The following is a 17,784-nucleotide window of genomic DNA, read 5'->3' as shown; positions in this document are numbered from 1 at the left end:
CAACTATCCCCGGCTCAGAGGTTTTCCGGCAGGCTGAACGGGTCCGGGTGATGGTCGAGAATGTTGCGCATTACCCGCTGCTCCCGGGAAACCAGCCGGTCGATCAGTAGCTCCACATCGTCCATCTTCCGGAAGGCGGAATAGCCCCGGTGCAGGAAGCTGTGCAGATCCGTCAGATCGGCCATCTCTGCCGGGCCCCGGGTCATCGATAGCAGCCATCCAAGGGTGCGGTTGCGGACATAGCGATCAAGTTGCTGGCCAACGTCTGCCACCAGGGTAATCTGTTTCTCTCTCTGCGCCAGCCGTCGGCTCTCCCGGTAGGCTGCACAATAGGCGTCCGTGGTGATTGCCCGCGCAGACACACCTTGCTGATGGAACAGTTCGGCGAGCTCCAGGTCCAGCTGTTGGGTGATCAGGTTCAGTTCCACGAGGCCGGCGAAGGTGTCCAGCAGATTATCTGGCAACCACTTCACCATTTTGGGAAACACCCGATCAATATTGTCGTCCCGGCGGGTCATGCCGGCCGGGGCGTAGAGGTCGGTCAGCAGAAATTCGAGGCCGTGGTGATATCCGGGATGGCGATAAAGATCCTCATGGGTCGACTTCAGCCGCTCCGCCTGCCAGTCGGCGACGGAGACGGCGTGTTCCATCAGCGGATGCTCGGCTTTCAGGCGCCGGAAATCATGGTAGTCCAGAAGCAGTTGCTGCAGCCGGCGAGCGCTTTCGGAGCGGGCTTCGGTAGCGACGAGGCGCTCACGGTACATGGGCGATGGCTCCACTAAACCTGAGGAAAAGAGCGTAGTTTAGCGGAGCTACGGCGGTCTTGCAGTAGGGCAATGCCCGGGCATTAGCCCTGTGCGGCGGCGGGCAGCGTTTCGAACCCCGGGACCCATTCCTTGCTGTCGAGGGTGATGAAGTGGCTCGGCGCCTCGGTTTCGACGATTCGCATGGTGGTCGGGCTCTGGCGCGCACTGGCCAGCATGGAGGAACGATCGAGAATGCGGTCGACCGCCGGAATCAGGAAGGTGCCGTGGCGTACATGGCTGTAAACGCTGGTGTCTGTCCGTGCCATCCAGTCCATGATGTTCTCGATGTTACGAACAATGGTCAGATGATCCTTGGTGGCGGAAAACAGTTTGCTCAGCAGTTGCTTCTTGCGCGGGTTCATCTTGCCAAAGAAGGTCTGTCCGTAGGCGGACGACGGAGCGCTGTTGATCAGGCGTATCAGCCAGGGCCACATACCGTGGCTTACAGGTTCCAGAATGGTGGTCACCAGCGCCGACAGCCTGCCGTTGGGGAGCACGGGTGCTTCCAGTACCACTTCCACGTCGTCATACAGCTCTGGCCATTGCTTGATGGCCTCCAGGATCACCGCCCCGCCACGGGAATGACCATGAACCCGAATGTTGTCAGTGGTTGGCAGGCTGGAAAGCGCCTGATTGAGAATGCAGGCGTCGTATTCGATGGTGCCTTCCAGGTGCTTGATCGGCACTTCCCAGTCCGGGGTCTCCGGGGTCACGCCGTTCACCGGGATGTGGTAATTGCTGCAGGTGAGCAGGATCAATTCGGTGGTGGGCGCTTCATAGGCCTGGGTGAAGTAGCAGTGGTTCTCCAGAAAGCCGTGCACGCCGACAACGGTCTGCTCGGCCTTGCCGCTGTGGTTGCGAACGGACACAGCGCCTTTGCCAACGCGATACACCCGCCCGGAGAACATTTCCGAGTAGGCGCTCTCAATCGGTTTTATCAGTTTGCGAACGTGGCTCGCTTTCATAACTGCTCTCCCGTCCAGCAAGGCAATGACCTGTTATTGGAATTAGGGTGTGCTGGTAAGCCTTTTGTACCCTGATCATCTCGCTGTGTTACTGGCCCTGAATAAAGAATTTTTGATCCCTCAGGGCCAATCGATCGCGGATCGACAGCGCGTAATAACCATTGCACTACGGCTTATAACCAGTATAGGACTGAACAGTTACTCACGTGTAATTTTTTGTAACAGCGTACGCTGGTGCCGCATATGGAGCCGGAAGGGCTTGTCTGGCACAATGCGGAGTTCGGTTTTTACTTACCTTCACCACTTTTCCAGGGACGTTCGGGTTTGAGTCACGAACAATCGCATCTCCTGCTACCTGCGGATTCGGCCTGGCTGGCCCTGGAACGCCCGGAAAACCCCATGACCATCACCGTGATGTTGCGGGTTGATGGGCTTACTGCGCCCCGTTTCAGGGAGTTTCTGCGGGTGTACTGGATGGCCTGGGAGCGTTTCCGGTACATGCCCGTCAAGCGCTCACCTGCCTGGTGGTGGGAGCAGGATCCGACGTTTGATGTTAGCCACCACCTTGATGTGGTTGTGGATCGTTTCACGCCCGACAGCCTTCAGGAATGGGTGTCCGCGCGTCTGAACCAGCCTCTGCCCATGTATCGCCCGCGCTGGAAATTCTGGCTTGCGCCCAATGCCGAGGGTGGGGCGGTGCTACTGCTGCGCATTCACCACTGTTACGCCGATGGCCTGTCTCTGCTGGGCATCTTTGACCGACTGTGCCCGCCCTCTCCCCAGCAGCATCCCGCCATTTACGGCGCCCCCGAAATCGCGGAGCTGTCACGCTGGACGGCTGCGGCAAAGGCCTGGTTCGGGCAACTGATGGCATCCGAAGAGCCTTCTGAAGAATCCCACGGTGCTGGCAATGCAGACCGGTCCGCCGGTAATCAATGGCAGGACGCGGGTCGCTTGCTGGAGCGGGTCGCCCAGAAGAGCCTGAAGCTGGTCAATGAATTTTCGGAGTTCCTGGTGGAGCCGGAAGACACGGCGACGGATCTCAGGCAGCCGTTGCTGGGGAGGCGACATTGTCGCTGGTCCGAGCCAGTGCCCCTCGACCGCTTCAGAAACATTGCCCGAGCTACCAATGTAACCATCAACGATGTGTTGCTGAGCTGTGTGGCGGCGGCTGTGCGCACCCGCCTGGGCATTGAAGGCGAGGACCTCGATGAAGCCGTGCTGCATGCCGCCGTACCGGTGGATATTCGCAGTCGCCTGCCCGAGGAGCTCAAGCCGGCACCCGGCGCGCTGGGCAATTATTTTGGCACCGTGTTTGTACCTTTGCCGGTGGATGGTGAAAGTCCCCTCGAGCGACTTTTCCGCATCAAGCACGAAACCCGCCGTCTTAAGAAAAGCTGGCAGCCCGGCATTGCCTGGGGTCTCGCGGCCAGCGCCACGATTGTTCCAGAGCCTTGGCGGGAGCCGTTGGCCGAGGTGTTCTACCGCAAGGCCAGTGCCGTGGTGTCCAACGTGCCCGGCACTCCGGAGGCCCGGTATATTGCCGGCTGCCGGATAACCGAACAGATGTTCTGGGTGCCCCAGGCCGGGGATATCGGTTTGGGTATCAGCATTGTCAGCTACGCCGACCAGGTGCAGTTTGGCGTCGTTGCCGATGAGGCGGTGATGGCCGACCCCGAAGACTTCCTCAACGACTGCCTGCAGGAACTGGCTCAGTTCCCCGGCGACTGATCCGCCGGGTCGTACTCCCAAAGTTTCAATTCAAGTGCCTCCCAAATGAGCAGAAAACCTGCTCCGTCGAAGCATTTTCCCCCTCCCTTGCATCACCGACCATGGAATTCAGGCGACAGACCGCGCCTGGGGCGTCCGGATGATCCGGGCCTCCGATCCCAGATTTCCAAAAACAACCGGGGGAACTATGAAAAACAATAACGTCAGAAAGTCAGGGTTAGCGATTGCCATGGCAGCGGCCATGGGCGCCAGCGCAGGAGCCAATGCCGCTGTTGAGCTGTATAACCAGGACGGCACCAGCTTTTCCGTGGATGGCTACTTCAATGCATTCTACGTAAACCGTGACGACAAGCAGAACGACGTTCGGGATTCCCGCATCAAGATGGGCTTCCTGCCGAACACCATCGGCTTCAATTTCAGCAAGGATATGGGTGATCTGACCCTGGGCGGACGTTCTTCGTTCTGGACCACCATCAATGACAGTCTTGATTCACCCACAGACACCGCCATCGACGTGCGTCAGTTCTATGCCACGGTAGACGGCGATTTTGGTCAGGTGCTGATTGGTAAGGACTTCGGCCTGTATGCCCGCTCCAACATTTTCCTCGACGAAATCCTGATGGGATTCGGTTCCCCGGGCGTCGCCGGTGGCGTTTCCTTCGGCAATATCCGCGCAGGCTATCCGTACCCGACACCTTCCGCCCAGATTACCTATCGCTCGCCGGATATGGGCGGCCTCAAGGTCGCGGCCGGTGTTCTGGATCCCGCCGATACGGTGACCGGTGCCAATGACGAAAATGCCGCACCCCGCTTCGAGTCCGAGGTAACCTACAACGCCAACCTGAACGATGTGGCCCTGACCGGCTGGGTGAACGGGCGCTATCAGTCTGCTGAAAATGGCAGCACGACCGTCGACAGCACAGGCCTCGGCTACGGTATCAAGGCGTCGGTCGCGGGACTGACCCTGGCTGCTTCCGGTTTTACTTCCAAGGGTGACAACCCGGTTCTGATCGGCAACGGTGCGGTGACCGAAGACGATGCCGACGGCTTCCTGGTTCAGGGCTCCTATGCCTTCGGTGCCAATCGCGTTGTGCTTTCCTACGGCGAGACGGACGCTGAAATCCTGAATCTGGAAACCGAGAGCACAACGCTCGGGTTCTTCCACGATGTAAACAGCAACTTCAAGCTGGTTGCCGAGTACAACATGTACGAAGACAACAACCGCACCACCGGTGCAACCACCACTGAGGCGGACACCATCGCCCTTGGCGCCATCGTGATGTTCTAAGCCCTACCTGGCGTTGCGGGTGGCAGGAGGCCTCTCGCTGCGCTGGTTTGTCTAAGACTAAAGTGCCGGTTTGCCTTGAGGCAAACCGGCAGCGCCACCAGGCATTGATTCAGGAGGCAGTTTAATCAATGGCTTACGATCATTTTGGCGCGCCGATTAAAAGCACTGAAGTCGCATTGGCTGCGTTTGCGGATGCCGTAGAATCGGTGAAAAGTCATCCGTTTTCGGGAACCGCGTTTATGAAGCCAGCGACGACCCTGCCTGCGGTCCGGGTAGCGAGCTCCAGCGTTCGCGATCCCATGTTGGCCGCCACCAATCTCGCCAGCCAGCTCAGCCACGAGCATCTTGGCTGTGTACTCTTCTTCTGTTCTGCGGAATACGACCTGGGTCGACTTGGTAGTGCCCTTGAGCACAGTTTTCAAGGTGCGCGTGTCTGCGGCTGCACTTCGGCCGGGGAGATCACTCCGGACGGCTACGGACGTGGATGCATCACCGCCATCGGGTTTGACAGCCGCTATTTCGCCATCGATTGCGCACTGATCCGGGAGCTGGACCGATTCACCCTGCAGGATGCCCAGGGGGTAATCGACGGCCTGCTTTCGACCTGTCGGGATGCCAGACTCGCGCCGGTCAAAGGCAACACCTTTGCCATCACGCTGCTGGACGGCCTGTCCAGCCGTGAAGAGCTGGTGCTGGCAACGCTCAACTCGGCCCTTGGCACCATTCCCCAGTTTGGCGGTTCTGCCGGCGACGATGAGCGTCTGGCCAACACCCACGTGTTCTACGACGGCCAGTTCCATACCGGAGCTGCCACGGTGTTGCTGGTAAATACACCGCTGGATTTCCGGGTATTTTCCACGCACCACATGGTCGAACGCAGTGAAAAGCTGGTGGTGACGGACGCCTGCGCGGAAAGCCGCACGGTATTCGAGCTTAATGCAGAGCCGGCGGCCGATGCCTATGCCCGAGCCGTTGGCGTGGATGTCGAAGCACTGGATCGCAAGGTGTTCGCGCTACGGCCCATGGGGGTGAAAATCGGCGGCCACTATTTTGTCCGCTCGGTGCAGCGGGTGAACCCGGACAAGAGTCTGACTTTCTATTGCGCCGTGGAAACCGGAATCGTGATGACGGCCATGGAGCCGGAATCCCTGCTGGACAGCGTTCGTACCCAGATAGAAGCCGCAGAACGGGTTGTGGGGCCACCTCTGGTGACCATCGGCTGCGATTGTTTTCTGCGCAGGCTGGAGGCTGAACTCACCGGGGAGGTGGAAGCGGTCTCCCAGTTCCTCCGCCACCACAATGTGATTGGCTTTAACACGTACGGCGAGCAGTTCGACGGTATGCACATCAACCAGACGTTTACGGGGGTGGTCATTGGCCAGCCTGATGTCCGTTCCGGACAAGATTGAAGCACCCGTTGAAGACAGGCGGGATCTCCGGATTGCCGAACTTGAGGCGGAGAACGAGCGCCTGCGGCGGATTCGCGATGCCCTGATTGTCCGGGTGGAGTCCGGCTCTGCCCATAAGCCGGAGCCCTACGCGGCCTTCGAGCACTCGGTGGTGCTTGCCGAGCAGGTTCGGGAGCGAACCGAGGCGTTGAACCAGGCCATGGAACAGCTCAAGGGCAGCAACAAGGCCCTGAATCGGGCCCGGGAAGAAGCCGAGACAACCCGCCAGAGGTTGAGCGATGCCATCGAGAGCATTGCCGACGGCTTTGTGCTGTTTGATAACCAGCATTGCCTGATCCAGAGCAACAGTCGGTTCCGGAGCTACTGGCGGCATGCCGGTGTTGAGGCGCCAGGCCAGGGTACCCGTATTTCAGAAGTGAAGCGGCAGGCGGTGGCCTGCGGTCTGGTTCTGGAGGAACACAGCCATCCGGATTCGGAAGGCGTGGTGTTCTTGCTGGCCAACGGCCGCTGGGTTCAGGTTACCGAGAGACCGACCCGGGAAGGCGGGTTGGTCGTGCTCTACTCCGACATCACCGATGTGAAGAACAGCGAAATGGCCCGGCGGATCAAGGCGCTCGAAGAAAGCGAGCGCTGGATTCGGGTGGTGACCGACCATGTTCCGGCGCTGATTGCCTACATCGGGGCCGATATGACCATCCAGTTCTGCAACAAGGTCTACGAGTCCTGGTACGGGCGCAAAGGTGAGTCGCCACTCGGCAAGCGCCTCAACGAGGTACATTCGCCCGAGTTCTACCAGCGGCTGCTGCCCCAGATCCTCGATGTCATGGACGGCCACAATGTCACATTTGAATTCGAGGAGACCGGTGAGCAGGGTGAGGTGCGCCACATGCTGCGCTCCTACGTTCCCAATTTCGATGAGCAGGGAGACATCATCGGTTTCTTTGTGTTGATACGGGACATCACCGACCGCCGCAAGACCGCCCTGGCACTGGAACAGGCCTATGACAACCTGGAGCGACGGGTGAAGGAGCGCACCGCGGCCCTGACCGGCCTGAACAACCAGCTGCGCCAGGAAATCACCGAACGGGCTGCCGTAGAAGCCCGGCTTCGGGATGCCAAGCTGGAGGCCGAGAGGGCCAATCTCTCGAAAACCAAGTTCCTCGCTGCGGTCAGCCATGACTTGCTGCAACCTCTGAATGCCGCACGGTTGTTTACCAGTGCTCTGCTGGAACAGTCGTTCGGGCCCAAGGCGGAAGGCCTGGTTCGGTCGGTCAGTACCTCTCTGGACGACGTCGAAAACCTTCTGGGCACCCTGGTGGATATTTCCAAGCTCGATGCCGGCGTTATCAAACCGGATGTCACCGCCTTTGATCTTCGGGACCTGCTCAATAACATCGCCCGGGAATTCCGGCAGATGGCCACGGCCGAGGGGCTGCAACTGGATTTCGTTGCCAGCTCCGCGATTGTGGAGTCGGATTCCCAGTTGCTGGCGCGGATCCTCCGGAATTTCCTGACCAACGCCATCCGTTATACCGGCAACGGCCGGATTCTGCTTGGCTGCCGTCGACAAAAGGACCATGTCCTGTTGCAGGTGTGGGATACCGGCCCTGGTATTCCCGAGGACAAACTCACCGAGATCTTCCAGGAATTCAAACGCATCCGTCCGGCTGGCTCACAACCCGATAAAGGCCTTGGGCTTGGTCTGGCCATCGTGGACAAGATATCCCGCATGCTTGGGCACGAGGTGACGGTGAATTCCATCGAGGGCAGGGGGTCAGTCTTCAGCGTCCGGGTCCCGGTCGGCAAACTGAAGCCCCGGCAACCGGGTGCCGACCAGAATCGAGCCGCGTCTTTCGATAGTGGTCTTGGCGGTGCCCGGATCTGGGTGATCGACAATGACCAGTCTATTTGCCAGGGCATGCAAACCCTGCTCGAAGGTTGGGACTGCCAGGTGGTGACGGCGGTGTCCCTTGAGGATCTCGAGCGTCAGCTGGATCCGGCTACCAGTGCAGTGGACCTGATCCTGGCGGACTATCATCTGGACAACGATGAAAACGGCGTGGATGTGGTGGCGGAGATCAATGGCCGCCGGAGATGTCCGGCGCCAGTGGTGATGATTACGGCTAACTACACCAATGAACTCAAGCAGCATATCCGCGAACTTGGGCACCTGCTGATGAACAAGCCGGTGAAGCCTCTGAAGCTGCGCAGTGCGCTGAGTCATCTACTGAGAAGCTGACTGCGGTCTCATACGAAAAGGGTCAGATGAACATGTCACCTGACCCTTTTTGCTTTTAGCCTGTCAAACCCTGACCTTATTACCGCTTCAGATACTGACTGAAATCCACATCGCTGGCAGAGAGAATCGCCTGCACGCGGTTGTGAACCCCGAGCTTGCGAAGTATCGCTGATACATGGGCCTTCACCGTGGTCTCGGCGATGTTCAGGTTATAGGCGATCTGCTTGTTGGATTCGCCCTTGGACATGCGCTCGAGCACCAGCAGCTGCCGACGTGTCAGTGAGTTGAGCAGCTCCGGTGAAATCGGGTTGTCTTCATTGCGACTACGACGAGTATTGCTCTCCTTGCCGGTTCGGATGATGTCCGAAGGCAGATAGACATTGCCGTTCAGGATCTGCTGGATGGCCTCGGTCATCTGGGCCCTGGGCGAGGACTTGGTAATGAAGCCGCAGGCGCCGTAGGTAATGGCCTGCAGCACCACCTGCTTGTCTTCCTCGGCAGAGACAATAACCACCGGAATCGTCGGGGCTTCGTTGCGCAGGGTGATCAGGCCGTTAAGACCATGCATGCCGGGCATGTTCAGGTCCAGCAGGATCAGGTCCAGGTCGTCATTCTCACGGGTAATGTCGAGAGCGCTGTCCAGATCGTCGGTTTCGATGATCTCGCTGCCCTCAAAGCCAGAGGCGATAACGCTGCTGATGGCTTCGCGGAACAGTGGGTGGTCGTCGGCAATCAGAATCTTGTAAGCCGGCTCCATGGATGGGTCTACCTGTTTGTTTTCAGTGTCGGGAATGGCTTCCGAATCATGATAGCGTTTTTTCAGAATCATGATGGCAGTTTTCGGAAGGGTAGTTCTCGGTAGAGAGTGCGGCTTCGAGCTCGTTCAGCATGGCGGCCTCCTGTGCAGAGAATCGCCGGAATCGGTTCCGATCCTCTGTTTATTATTGTGATGGTTTCATTACACGCCATCTTGGTCTCGGGTTGAATGCGACCATCGCACCAAAAAACAGGCACCAAAGTACTATTCTTGCAAGGCTGTGGGCTTCGTATCGTGGAGCAATGAGCCTACAACCAACAATAACGACCGTCTCCCGATCCTCGCTTGCCGATCCCTGGATCAAAAAGGGAATGGCCGCCGTGCTGGGTCTTTTCCTGAGTCTCGCAGGCAGTGTCCATGCCCGGGAAGAAGCGTCTGACCTGCCCGTGCTGTCTGTCAGCGTGTTGCAGTTTGGCACCGCCCACTGGGAGCTCGACCATCTCCTGCATCGGGAGCTGGACCGGGAGCATGGCTTTCGGCTGGAATTGAAACCGGTGGCCAACCTGCCGGCCTCCAGACTGGCGGTCACCAGCGGCTCGGTGCACGGTGCTGTGGCCGACCTGCTGTGGGCCCAATCGCGATTCCAGGCCGGCACGCCCTACCTGTACGTTCCTTTCTCCTCACAGATTGGCGATATCGTCGTCGCTGACAGCTCAACGATTCGCTCGGTGGCGGATCTGGCCGGCAAGCGCATTGGTATTGCGGGCGGGCCGGATAGCAAGGGCTGGATACTGCTCAAGAAGGTGGCTCAGCGCCAGGGAATCAATCTGGAGGAATCCGCCCAACTTCAGTTCGCAGCTCCGCCTCTGTTGAGCCAGGCGCTAAAACGCGGGCAGGTGGATGTCATCGTTACCTACTGGCATTTTGCGGCCCGCCTGAGAGGTGAGGGCGGCTGGCGGTCGGCGTTTGGTATGGCTGACCTGCTCACGGAGCTGGACCTGGATCGCAACCTGCCGGTGCTTGGCTATGTTTTTCCCGAGAGCTGGGCCCAGGACAACGGCCCGCTGACTGATCGTTTTGCTGCTTCCCTGCAACAGGCCAAAGCCGAGCTGGCGGAGAGTACATCCTACTGGCAGCGCTTGCGTCCTCTCATGGGAGATCCGGACGACAGTGTTTTCGCAGCATTACGAGAGGGCTTTGTCGCCGGGACGCCTGCGCCGCAAACGGACCAGAGAATCGCTGACTTGCAGCGTTTGATGACCCTCACCGGCGCCGACCCGGACAACCTTATGCCGGCCCATCTGTTTTACCAGAGGCAGCCGTGAAAGGCCGTGCCGGCCGGCCGCCGCTGTGGAGCTACTGGGTAGTTCTGCCGTTATTTGTCCTGTTCTGGGGACTGATCGCCTGGCTAATTCAGTCGCCGTTGCTGCCGACGCCCCTGAACGTGCTGGACACCCTGATTCGTGAATCGGCGACTGGCGAACTCTGGCATCATCTGGGCGCGACGCTCGGGCGTGTGGTGGTTGCCTTTATTCTGGCCATGATCATTGGCACCGCTATCGGCATCGCCATGGGCCGTTCGCAAACCACCAATGCCCTGTTCGATCCCTTGCTGGTGCTTTTATTGAACCTGCCGGCCCTGGTCACCATCATCCTCATGTATGTCTGGTTCGGCCTGGTGGAAGTGGCGGCCGTGATGGCGGTCGTGATCAACAAAGTGCCCAACGTGGCGGTTACCGTCCGGGAGGGCGCCCGCAGCCTGGACTATAGGCTCGAGGAGATGGCCACTGTTTACGAGTTCACCCGGTGGCAACGGTTGCGGGAAGTCTGGGTACCCCAGCTGTTTCCCTATCTCATGGCGGCTACCCGGGGCGGCCTGGCCCTGATCTGGAAAATTGTCCTGGTGGTGGAGCTGCTCGGCCGTTCCAGCGGCGTTGGCTTCCAGTTGCATATGGCGTTTCAGGTTTTCGACGTGGCCGCCATTCTTGCCTACAGCCTGGCGTTTATTGCCATCGTCCAGCTGATTGAACTGGCCATACTTCAGCCTCTTGAGCGCCGATCCAGTCGCTGGCGACAACCGGAGGCCGCCCATGCTTGAACTCAGAATCGCCGGCCGCGATTTCGGCCAGCCGGTGCTCGGAGAGGTCTTCGCAACCATTGCGCGAGGCGACCGCATCTGCCTGCTGGGACCCTCGGGAATCGGCAAGACCACGTTACTGAACGCCATTGCCGGTCTCGATAAATCGGTGCCAGAGAGCGCCGTTATCGGCCGGGAGCAGCTCCGGGTGGGCTACCTGTTTCAGGAGCATCGCCTGCTGCCATGGCGGACTTTACACGCCAATCTCAGGCTGGTTGGTGCCAGCGATGACGAGGCCGGGACGTTGCTGGGCCAGGTTGGCCTGGCCGGATACGGCCATTATCTCCCGGACCAACTGTCACTCGGTATGGCCCGAAGAGCCGCCCTGGCCCGTTGCCTGGCGGTGAAACCGGACTTGCTCTTGCTGGACGAGCCGTTTGCCTCGCTGGACCCCATCATGGCCGGCGAACTGAAAGCCTTGATCGCCGGAATCCTGAACTCGCAACCTGATATGGCGATGATCTGCGTTACCCATGATGGCGGTGATGCAGAGATATTGGCGAACCGCCTGTGGTATCTCGACGGCAAGCCTGCGCGACTGCAGTGGGACGATGTATTGGCAGAGCCTGGGCTGGTCGATGGGCTTCTTGGGCGCCTTCGTGATCTGGATTTGACGGGCTCTTAGGTTGATCGAGGGTGTCCGCAGTCTGTCGGATTACGCTTTGCTAATCCGACCTACCTGTGTTGGCGGTTTGCACGGAGTATGGGTGGTCAGCGGGGAGAAGGTTTCCAAAACTGTGCGGAGCCAGGGATGGCGGAGCCCAAGCGTCACAGGGATGTGCCGTAAGGAGCGTGTTTTGGAAACCTTCTCCGCGCTGACCACTGGCACCAAATCAAGCCGGCTTGGAAGCCCCAATTATCCTGGTGCGTTGGGGCCGGAAGCCTGCCGTGGCCAGTAGCGCTAGCACCGCCGTCACACCGGCGGTAATCCCGTAAGCCATCGGATTCCACTCCAGGTACAGCGAGAAGCGGATCGCCTCGACCGCGTGGGTGAACGGATTGAACTGGCAGATCCAGTACAGCCAGGGGCTGGCCTCGTTCATGCGCCAGAGCGGATAGAGCGCCGAGGACATGAAGAACATCGGGAAAATGACAAAGTTCATCACCCCGGCGAAGTTCTCCAGCTGTTTGATCCAGGTGGCGATCAGCAGGCCCAGAGCGCCAAGCATCAGACTGGTCAGAATCAGCGCTGGCAACACCGCGAGGTAACCCCATAGCGGTGGCTCCACATCCACCAGCAGTGCCAGCAGCAGGAACACATACACCTGGCCAATGGACACCACGCCCATGGCCAGCAGTTTGGTGACCAGCAGGAACGGCCGGGGCAGGGGGCTCATGAGCAGCACCCGCATGCTGCCTAGCTCCCGGTCGTACACCATGGACAGGGCTCCCTGCATGCTGTTGAACAGGATGATCATGCCGCATAGCCCGGGGGCAATGTAGGTCTCGTAGGTGATGTAGGTTTCATAGGGCGGAATGATGGAAATGCCAAGAACCGCCCGGAACCCGGCGGCAAACACCACCAGCCAAAGCAGTGGCCGGACCAGGGCGCTGGCAAAGCGAGTGCGCTGCTGCCAGAACCGCAGCCATTCACGGGTCTGGATGCCAACAAAACAGTGCCAGTAGTGCGCTGCGTTCATATCAGCCGGCTCCGATCAGGGCATGGAAGGTTTCAGCCAGGTCGCGGGTGCCTTCGGCGTCGCAGATGGCCTGGCCGTTGCCGTCGGCGAGCAACTGGCCCTGATGCAGGATCAGCACGCGGTCGTCGGCGCGGACTTCTTCAATCAGGTGCGTGGCCCAGAGCACGGTCAGTCCGTCTTCGTCGCACAGGGTTCGCACGTGCTCGTTGAGCGCTTTGCGGCTGGCGACATCCAGGCCCACCGTCGGCTCGTCCAGCAACAACAGGGAAGGGTTGTGAAGCAGGGCCCGTGCTATTTCCACTCGCCGACGATGGCCGCCGTTGAGCTGGCGGACAGCGTCGTTGGCCCGGTCCTCAAGGCTAAAGCGTTCCAGTTCCCGATCAACCCGAACCCTGGCTTCCTTGCGGGACAGACCGTGCAACGCGGCGTGGTATTGCAGGTTTTGGCGCACGGTCAGATCAAGGTCCAGGGCGTTCTGCTGGAATACGACGCCGATCTGACGCATGGCCTCGGCCGGCTGTTTTTTCAGGGACTGCCCGGCCAGCAGGAGTTCGCCCTGCTGCAGGGCCAGCAGTCGGGTGAGCAAACCAAACAGGGTTGATTTGCCGGCGCCGTTGGGCCCGAGCAGCGCGTGAAAACGGCCAGAGGTCAGCGTAAAGCTGACCTCCCGGAGCACCGGCTTGTCGCCGTAACGAAAGCTGAGGTTGCTCGCTTCGATGGTCATGACGTCGGATCGATGACCACACCCCAGGGGTAGCGGCCTACCTTGATGGATTTGATGACCTTCAGGTCTTCCACATCGATCACGGATACATCGCCGGACACACCATTGGTGGTGTAGAGGTGCTTCTCGTCCTTGTCCAGATCCAGCTGCCACACCCGGGCGCCCACCAGCAGGTAATCCAGGACTTCATAGGTCTGGGCATCAACAACCGCTACATGATTGGAGGGGCCGAGCGCTACGAAGGCGTATTTGCCATTGGACGTCAGTTCAATACCCACCGGCTGGACCCGATCCTGATTAACGCCAGGCACCTTGAAGGACATCTCGTGAATCTGCTCCAGGTTGTCGACATCGATGATGTGCACGGTGCCGCCGATTTCGGCGGAGGCCCAGGCAATCTTGCTGTCCTTGCTGAACTCCACGTGGCGCGGGCGCTGACCCACCACAATGTTTTTCTCGATCTCGAAGGTCTCGGTGTTGATCCAGTGCAGCATGCTGGTGGTTTCGGAGGTGTTTACCGCCCACTTGCCGTCCGGGCTCACCGCCATCCCCTCCGGCTCAATGCCCACATCGATCTGGGCCAGAACATCCTTGGTATCCACATCCACCACCGTCACGATGGCGTCGTCCTCGTTGGCGATGTAGAGGTGCTTGTTATTCGGGTGCAGCGCGAACTGCTCCGGATCTTCACCGGAAGGCAGGGTGTCCACAATCTTGCGGGTGGCCAGATCCAGCACCTGAACCGTGTCGTCGTCGCTGGCACAGATGTACAGCTTGGTAAAGTCTTTGGACAGCAGGATACCCCGGGGCCGCTGGCCGACACTGATGGTCTCAATCACTTCCTGGGTTTCGGTATCAATCACCGACAGGGTGTTATCTTTCTCGTTGGACACATAGGCCACGCTGGCCAGTGCCGGTGTCGACAGGCCGATCATGGCGGCCAGTGCGGTCTGTTTGAACAGGGTTTTCATGGTGTGACTCCTTTTTGTTTTGAACGTTGGCCGGCATGGGCTCAGCCGTTAATCCGGCACTCGCTTTCAGGTCTGTCGAAGCCGAGGGTGTCCATTTCGGTATTCGGGTGCAGGAAGCCTTCAAAAGGAGCTCGTGCTACCAGCCCCCGGGGATGCACGAGTGGAATCGGCTGTCTCAGCTGGCCGTTCCAGTCGCGGAAGGTGAGTTTGCGGCCCTTGAACGCGGCCAGCTGGAATTTGTCACTGAACAGGAAATTTCGGATGTCGGTGGGGTGCGCAGAATTCAGGTCGGTCACTGCCGTACCCATTGACCGAATGGCAGCCCAAGCCGCGTAGTCTTCACCGTTCATATCCCGCCCAGCCAATTCGCGGAAACGGTTTTGAAGTTGCGCGGCACCCCAGCTTTCCACCACCCGATGCCAGGTGACCGGTGACATGCCCTGGGTGCCCACCACCGGGCGCGGCAGCCAGGTGTTGAAAGGCACGTACTCGCCAAAATCGCCCCGTACATCAGCGACTACAACCGCATCATAATCACTGGCCTGGGTGAACAGCGGTAGTTCTTTGGAGGCGGTACGGCGCAGGTCGGCGTCAAAGGTCCAGGGCTTGTCTTCGACGATCTCCAGCCCGAAGCGCTTGGCGGAACGGCGGAAGGCATCGGCCCAGCCCTTGTCTGCTTCAGTCGGCCCGGTAATCAGGAAAACCTCATCCCAGCGTCGCTTATTCAGCCACTGGCCCAGGGCGTCGGTGAGCATCGAATAGCTGGGGATGGTGTGCAGCAGGTTCACGTGACACTGGCCGGTGCGCAGGGCATCGTCCTTGGCGCCAGCGTTGAAGACCAGGGTGTTGTCGCCGCTCTTGCCCGTGATGGTCTTCAAGGTCTGGGCCGGAGCGTTCACCACGAAGAGCTCAATGCCGCTCTCACGCATGGCATCAAAGGCCGCGATGGCCGCTTCTTCCGAATCGGCAACCTCACTCCGGAGTGAGTAGGCCTGGCCCAGAAACTTGCCGGTTGTGCTGTTGTCGTTGATGGCCAGTTCAGCCCCTCGCAAACCGGCGTCTTCAGGTTCCGGAATCACATTGGAAAGCACCGGCCCCTGGTCTGGCACCCACTGCAGGTAGCCGATCTGCACATCCAGGGATTCCGCCTTTATCGGGCTTGTCAGCGCCAGCGTTACCAGTGAAGTGGCCGCCGTCCGGGACAGAAAAGACATGGGATTCTCCGGTTTGTTGTTGTGCTTCCAGCTTATGGAAGGGGGAAACGCCCGGAAATATTCAGAAAGTAGGAATCAGGCAGTACCAAAGGATGAGATTTCCTCTCGGGGACCAAAAATCTACTACCAAGGAACTAAGCCAAAACCCCCAAAGTGGCATTCGGATTGGACATGGGGATTCCTAGACTGGTGGTCAGCAAGTTGGCAACTGACAAATCCAATAGCCAACCACGGGGAATCCAATAACAGAGGTAAGACCAATGGCAATGTCCTTTTCACTCAAAACCATCGTGGCTTCGGCCATGTTTGGCCTGGCCGGCTTCGCTATTGCCCACGGCAATGTCACACCACAGGAAGTGGATACGGGCAACCTGCCGGAGCTGGGCGATGAGGTGCGCATCGAGAACCCCTTCCGCGAGGGCAATGAATTCGGCGAGTTCAACGCCCAGGCCGCGAAAATCGGCGAGAGTGCCTACGCTGGCAACTGCGCCGCGTGCCATGGCATTCGGGCGATGTCCGGCGGTCTCACGCCGGATCTTCGCGAACTGACCGAGTGGGATGACGAGTACTACATCGGACGCGTTATGAACGGTACCGATCGCGGAATGCCGTCCTGGAAAAAGAGCATGGACCAGAACGCCATGTGGGCAATCCGCACCTATGTGGAATCCCTGCCCAAGCCAGAGTGATGAGCGCGGCTACTGTCAAAACGAGCGCCTGAATTCGGGCCGGCCCTGTGCCGGCCCTTCGTCGTTGGGAGAAAAGGAGGGAGAAAACAATGAAAAGTCTACTTGGAATACTTGCCCTGTTGCTGTTCGCCCAGGTGGTCCTGGCCCAGGAGGTTAACGACGGGAACGAATTGCTCAACCGGCCTGCGGAGCGCACCTACGACATCATCCTGGATTCCGGCTACCTGAAGGTCGGTGTCTATGAGAATTTCCCGCCTTATTCCTACGAGGTTGATGGTGAGCCAATGGGTATCGACATCGAACTCGGGCGGCGGATTGCCGAGGAAATGAGCGTTGAGTTCAAGGTGCACTGGATCATCCCCGACGAGAATCTCGGAGACGACTTGCGTAACAACGTCTGGAAAGGGCACTACCTGGCCAAACAGCGGCTTGCGGATGTGATGCTCCGGGTGCCCTACGACAAGACCTATGCCTACATGCAGGATTCCACCGGTGAGTACATCAACGAACAGGTCGTTCTGTTCGGCCCCTATCAGCAGGAAACCTGGCAGATTGCCTACAACCCCGAAAAGCTCGATGCCGTCGAAACCGTGGCGGTTTTTCAATACAACCGTATTGGCGTCGAGATAGATACCTTGCCTGATTTTTATCTGACCTCCGCGTTCGGCGGCCGCATGCGGGAACAGGTTCGCCATTACACCAACGTGGCGGACGCGTTCGAGGCCATGCGCAAGGGTGAAGTAAGTGCCGTCATGGGTATGCGCTCGGAGATCGATCACGAACTGGCCAAATCCGAGAACGCCATGTTCGAAGCCGCTGGAAACGGGTTTCCGGGTATCGGCAAACAGGTATGGGATGTGGGTATGGCGATCAAACACACCCATCGCCAGCTGGGCTATGCCCTTGAAGCCATCATCGACAGGCTGGTGAAGACCGGCGAGATGAACGAGCTGATGGCCAGCCAGAAACTCCGATACAGCGTGCCGGGTTATTACCGGGAATTTCTGGATGAGCAGGCTATCGCCAGGGCTGAAGGGGATCTCTGAGGGTTTGCCCCGAACGCCGGGGCCGGAAGATCCGGTGTAGTCGTACTACCAAGTGATGAGAAAACCTGTTCCGGCGAGCAATTGTTGGTTTTGCCCCCGAGGCGAAGAATCGTATCAGAGGCGGGAAAAGTTCCCGGTTCGGCCTGAAACGAACTCAAGAGAACTGAA

General features: G+C 59.1%; 16 protein-coding genes. 9 read left to right on the top strand and 7 right to left on the bottom strand.

Going from position 1 to position 17,784, the window contains the following annotated elements; all coding sequences use genetic code 11:
- Positions 1-14: 14 nt before the first annotated feature.
- Together ACGK9W_RS13995 and ACGK9W_RS13990 are read right to left on the bottom strand one after the other, a co-directional pair.
- Positions 15-764: an FFLEELY motif protein gene (locus ACGK9W_RS13995; protein WP_053113119.1), complete on the bottom strand. Its 750-nt coding sequence runs from the start codon at positions 762-764 to the stop codon at positions 15-17.
- Between the two features lie 83 nt (positions 765-847).
- On the bottom strand, positions 848-1,771 hold the full coding sequence (locus ACGK9W_RS13990) for an alpha/beta hydrolase (RefSeq protein ID WP_008170999.1): 924 nt from the start codon (positions 1,769-1,771) through the stop codon (positions 848-850).
- A gap of 324 nt (positions 1,772-2,095) precedes the next feature.
- On the opposite strand from ACGK9W_RS13990, the gene ACGK9W_RS13985 reads away from it, so the two are divergent.
- From ACGK9W_RS13985 to ACGK9W_RS13970, 4 genes are all read left to right on the top strand, one after another.
- Positions 2,096-3,502, top strand: a complete 1,407-nt coding sequence (locus ACGK9W_RS13985) for a WS/DGAT domain-containing protein (protein ID WP_092030609.1) — start codon at positions 2,096-2,098, stop codon at positions 3,500-3,502.
- A 187-nt stretch (positions 3,503-3,689) separates the two neighbouring features.
- Entirely contained in the window at positions 3,690-4,790 is a 1,101-nt protein-coding gene (locus ACGK9W_RS13980) for a porin (RefSeq protein WP_053113117.1), read from the top strand.
- Between the two features lie 239 nt (positions 4,791-5,029).
- Positions 5,030-6,199: a nitric oxide-sensing protein NosP gene (gene nosP / locus ACGK9W_RS13975; protein WP_405421074.1), complete on the top strand. Its 1,170-nt coding sequence runs from the start codon at positions 5,030-5,032 to the stop codon at positions 6,197-6,199.
- Positions 6,177-8,438 carry a NahK/ErcS family hybrid sensor histidine kinase/response regulator gene (locus tag ACGK9W_RS13970; RefSeq protein WP_273073175.1) on the top strand — a complete coding sequence of 754 codons (2,262 nt, stop codon included), beginning with the start codon at positions 6,177-6,179 and terminating at the stop codon, positions 8,436-8,438. Before nosP ends, ACGK9W_RS13970 begins: the two co-directional genes overlap by 23 nt.
- Positions 8,439-8,517: 79 nt before the next feature.
- On the opposite strand, the gene ACGK9W_RS13965 is transcribed toward ACGK9W_RS13970, so the two are convergent.
- Positions 8,518-9,195 (bottom strand): response regulator transcription factor, encoded by a 678-nt coding sequence (locus ACGK9W_RS13965; protein WP_062786421.1) that lies wholly within the window; start codon positions 9,193-9,195, stop codon positions 8,518-8,520.
- Between the two features lie 371 nt (positions 9,196-9,566).
- On the opposite strand from ACGK9W_RS13965, the gene ACGK9W_RS13960 reads away from it, so the two are divergent.
- From ACGK9W_RS13960 to ACGK9W_RS13950, 3 genes are read left to right on the top strand one after another with little or no spacing between them, the layout of a single operon-like run.
- A complete protein-coding gene (locus ACGK9W_RS13960; RefSeq protein WP_273093927.1) occupies positions 9,567-10,520 on the top strand; it encodes an ABC transporter substrate-binding protein in 954 nt (317 codons plus the stop codon).
- Entirely contained in the window at positions 10,517-11,293 is a 777-nt protein-coding gene (locus tag ACGK9W_RS13955) for an ABC transporter permease subunit (protein WP_273093929.1), read from the top strand. The genes ACGK9W_RS13960 and ACGK9W_RS13955 overlap by 4 nt, the downstream gene beginning before the upstream one ends.
- Positions 11,286-11,957, top strand: coding sequence for an ATP-binding cassette domain-containing protein (locus tag ACGK9W_RS13950; RefSeq protein ID WP_273070180.1), 672 nt, complete (start codon positions 11,286-11,288; stop codon positions 11,955-11,957). The genes ACGK9W_RS13955 and ACGK9W_RS13950 overlap by 8 nt, the downstream gene beginning before the upstream one ends.
- A 208-nt stretch (positions 11,958-12,165) precedes the next feature.
- Here the strand turns inward: ACGK9W_RS13950 and ACGK9W_RS13945 are convergent, their stop codons facing one another.
- Genes ACGK9W_RS13945 through ACGK9W_RS13930 form a run of 4 tightly spaced genes read right to left on the bottom strand, consistent with a single transcriptional unit; the run spans position 12,166 to position 15,881 of the window.
- Positions 12,166-12,972, bottom strand: a complete 807-nt coding sequence (locus ACGK9W_RS13945) for an ABC transporter permease (RefSeq protein WP_286801093.1) — start codon at positions 12,970-12,972, stop codon at positions 12,166-12,168.
- Between the two features lies 1 nt (position 12,973).
- Positions 12,974-13,696: an ABC transporter ATP-binding protein gene (locus tag ACGK9W_RS13940; RefSeq protein WP_273093934.1), complete on the bottom strand. Its 723-nt coding sequence runs from the start codon at positions 13,694-13,696 to the stop codon at positions 12,974-12,976.
- Entirely contained in the window at positions 13,693-14,667 is a 975-nt protein-coding gene (locus tag ACGK9W_RS13935) for a YVTN family beta-propeller repeat protein (protein ID WP_273083503.1), read from the bottom strand. The genes ACGK9W_RS13940 and ACGK9W_RS13935 overlap by 4 nt, the downstream gene beginning before the upstream one ends.
- A 41-nt stretch (positions 14,668-14,708) precedes the next feature.
- Positions 14,709-15,881 (bottom strand): ABC transporter substrate-binding protein, encoded by a 1,173-nt coding sequence (locus ACGK9W_RS13930; protein WP_286801091.1) that lies wholly within the window; start codon positions 15,879-15,881, stop codon positions 14,709-14,711.
- Positions 15,882-16,141: 260 nt separating this feature from the next.
- Between ACGK9W_RS13930 and pedF the strand changes: the two genes are divergently transcribed.
- Both pedF and ACGK9W_RS13920 read left to right on the top strand, forming a co-directional pair.
- Positions 16,142-16,570 carry a cytochrome c-550 PedF gene (pedF, locus tag ACGK9W_RS13925; RefSeq protein ID WP_230705617.1) on the top strand — a complete coding sequence of 143 codons (429 nt, stop codon included), beginning with the start codon at positions 16,142-16,144 and terminating at the stop codon, positions 16,568-16,570.
- A gap of 89 nt (positions 16,571-16,659) precedes the next feature.
- A complete protein-coding gene (locus ACGK9W_RS13920; RefSeq protein WP_286801090.1) occupies positions 16,660-17,616 on the top strand; it encodes an ABC transporter substrate-binding protein in 957 nt (318 codons plus the stop codon).
- The last annotated feature ends 168 nt before the right edge of the window (positions 17,617-17,784 follow it).

It is taken from the genome of Marinobacter flavimaris (genome assembly GCF_045057155.1).
In the GTDB taxonomy this organism is placed as follows: Bacteria; Pseudomonadota; Gammaproteobacteria; order Pseudomonadales; family Oleiphilaceae; genus Marinobacter; species Marinobacter manganoxydans.
The sequence above is the reverse complement of the archived record's forward strand: the minus strand, read 5'-3'. Positions and strand labels throughout refer to the sequence as shown.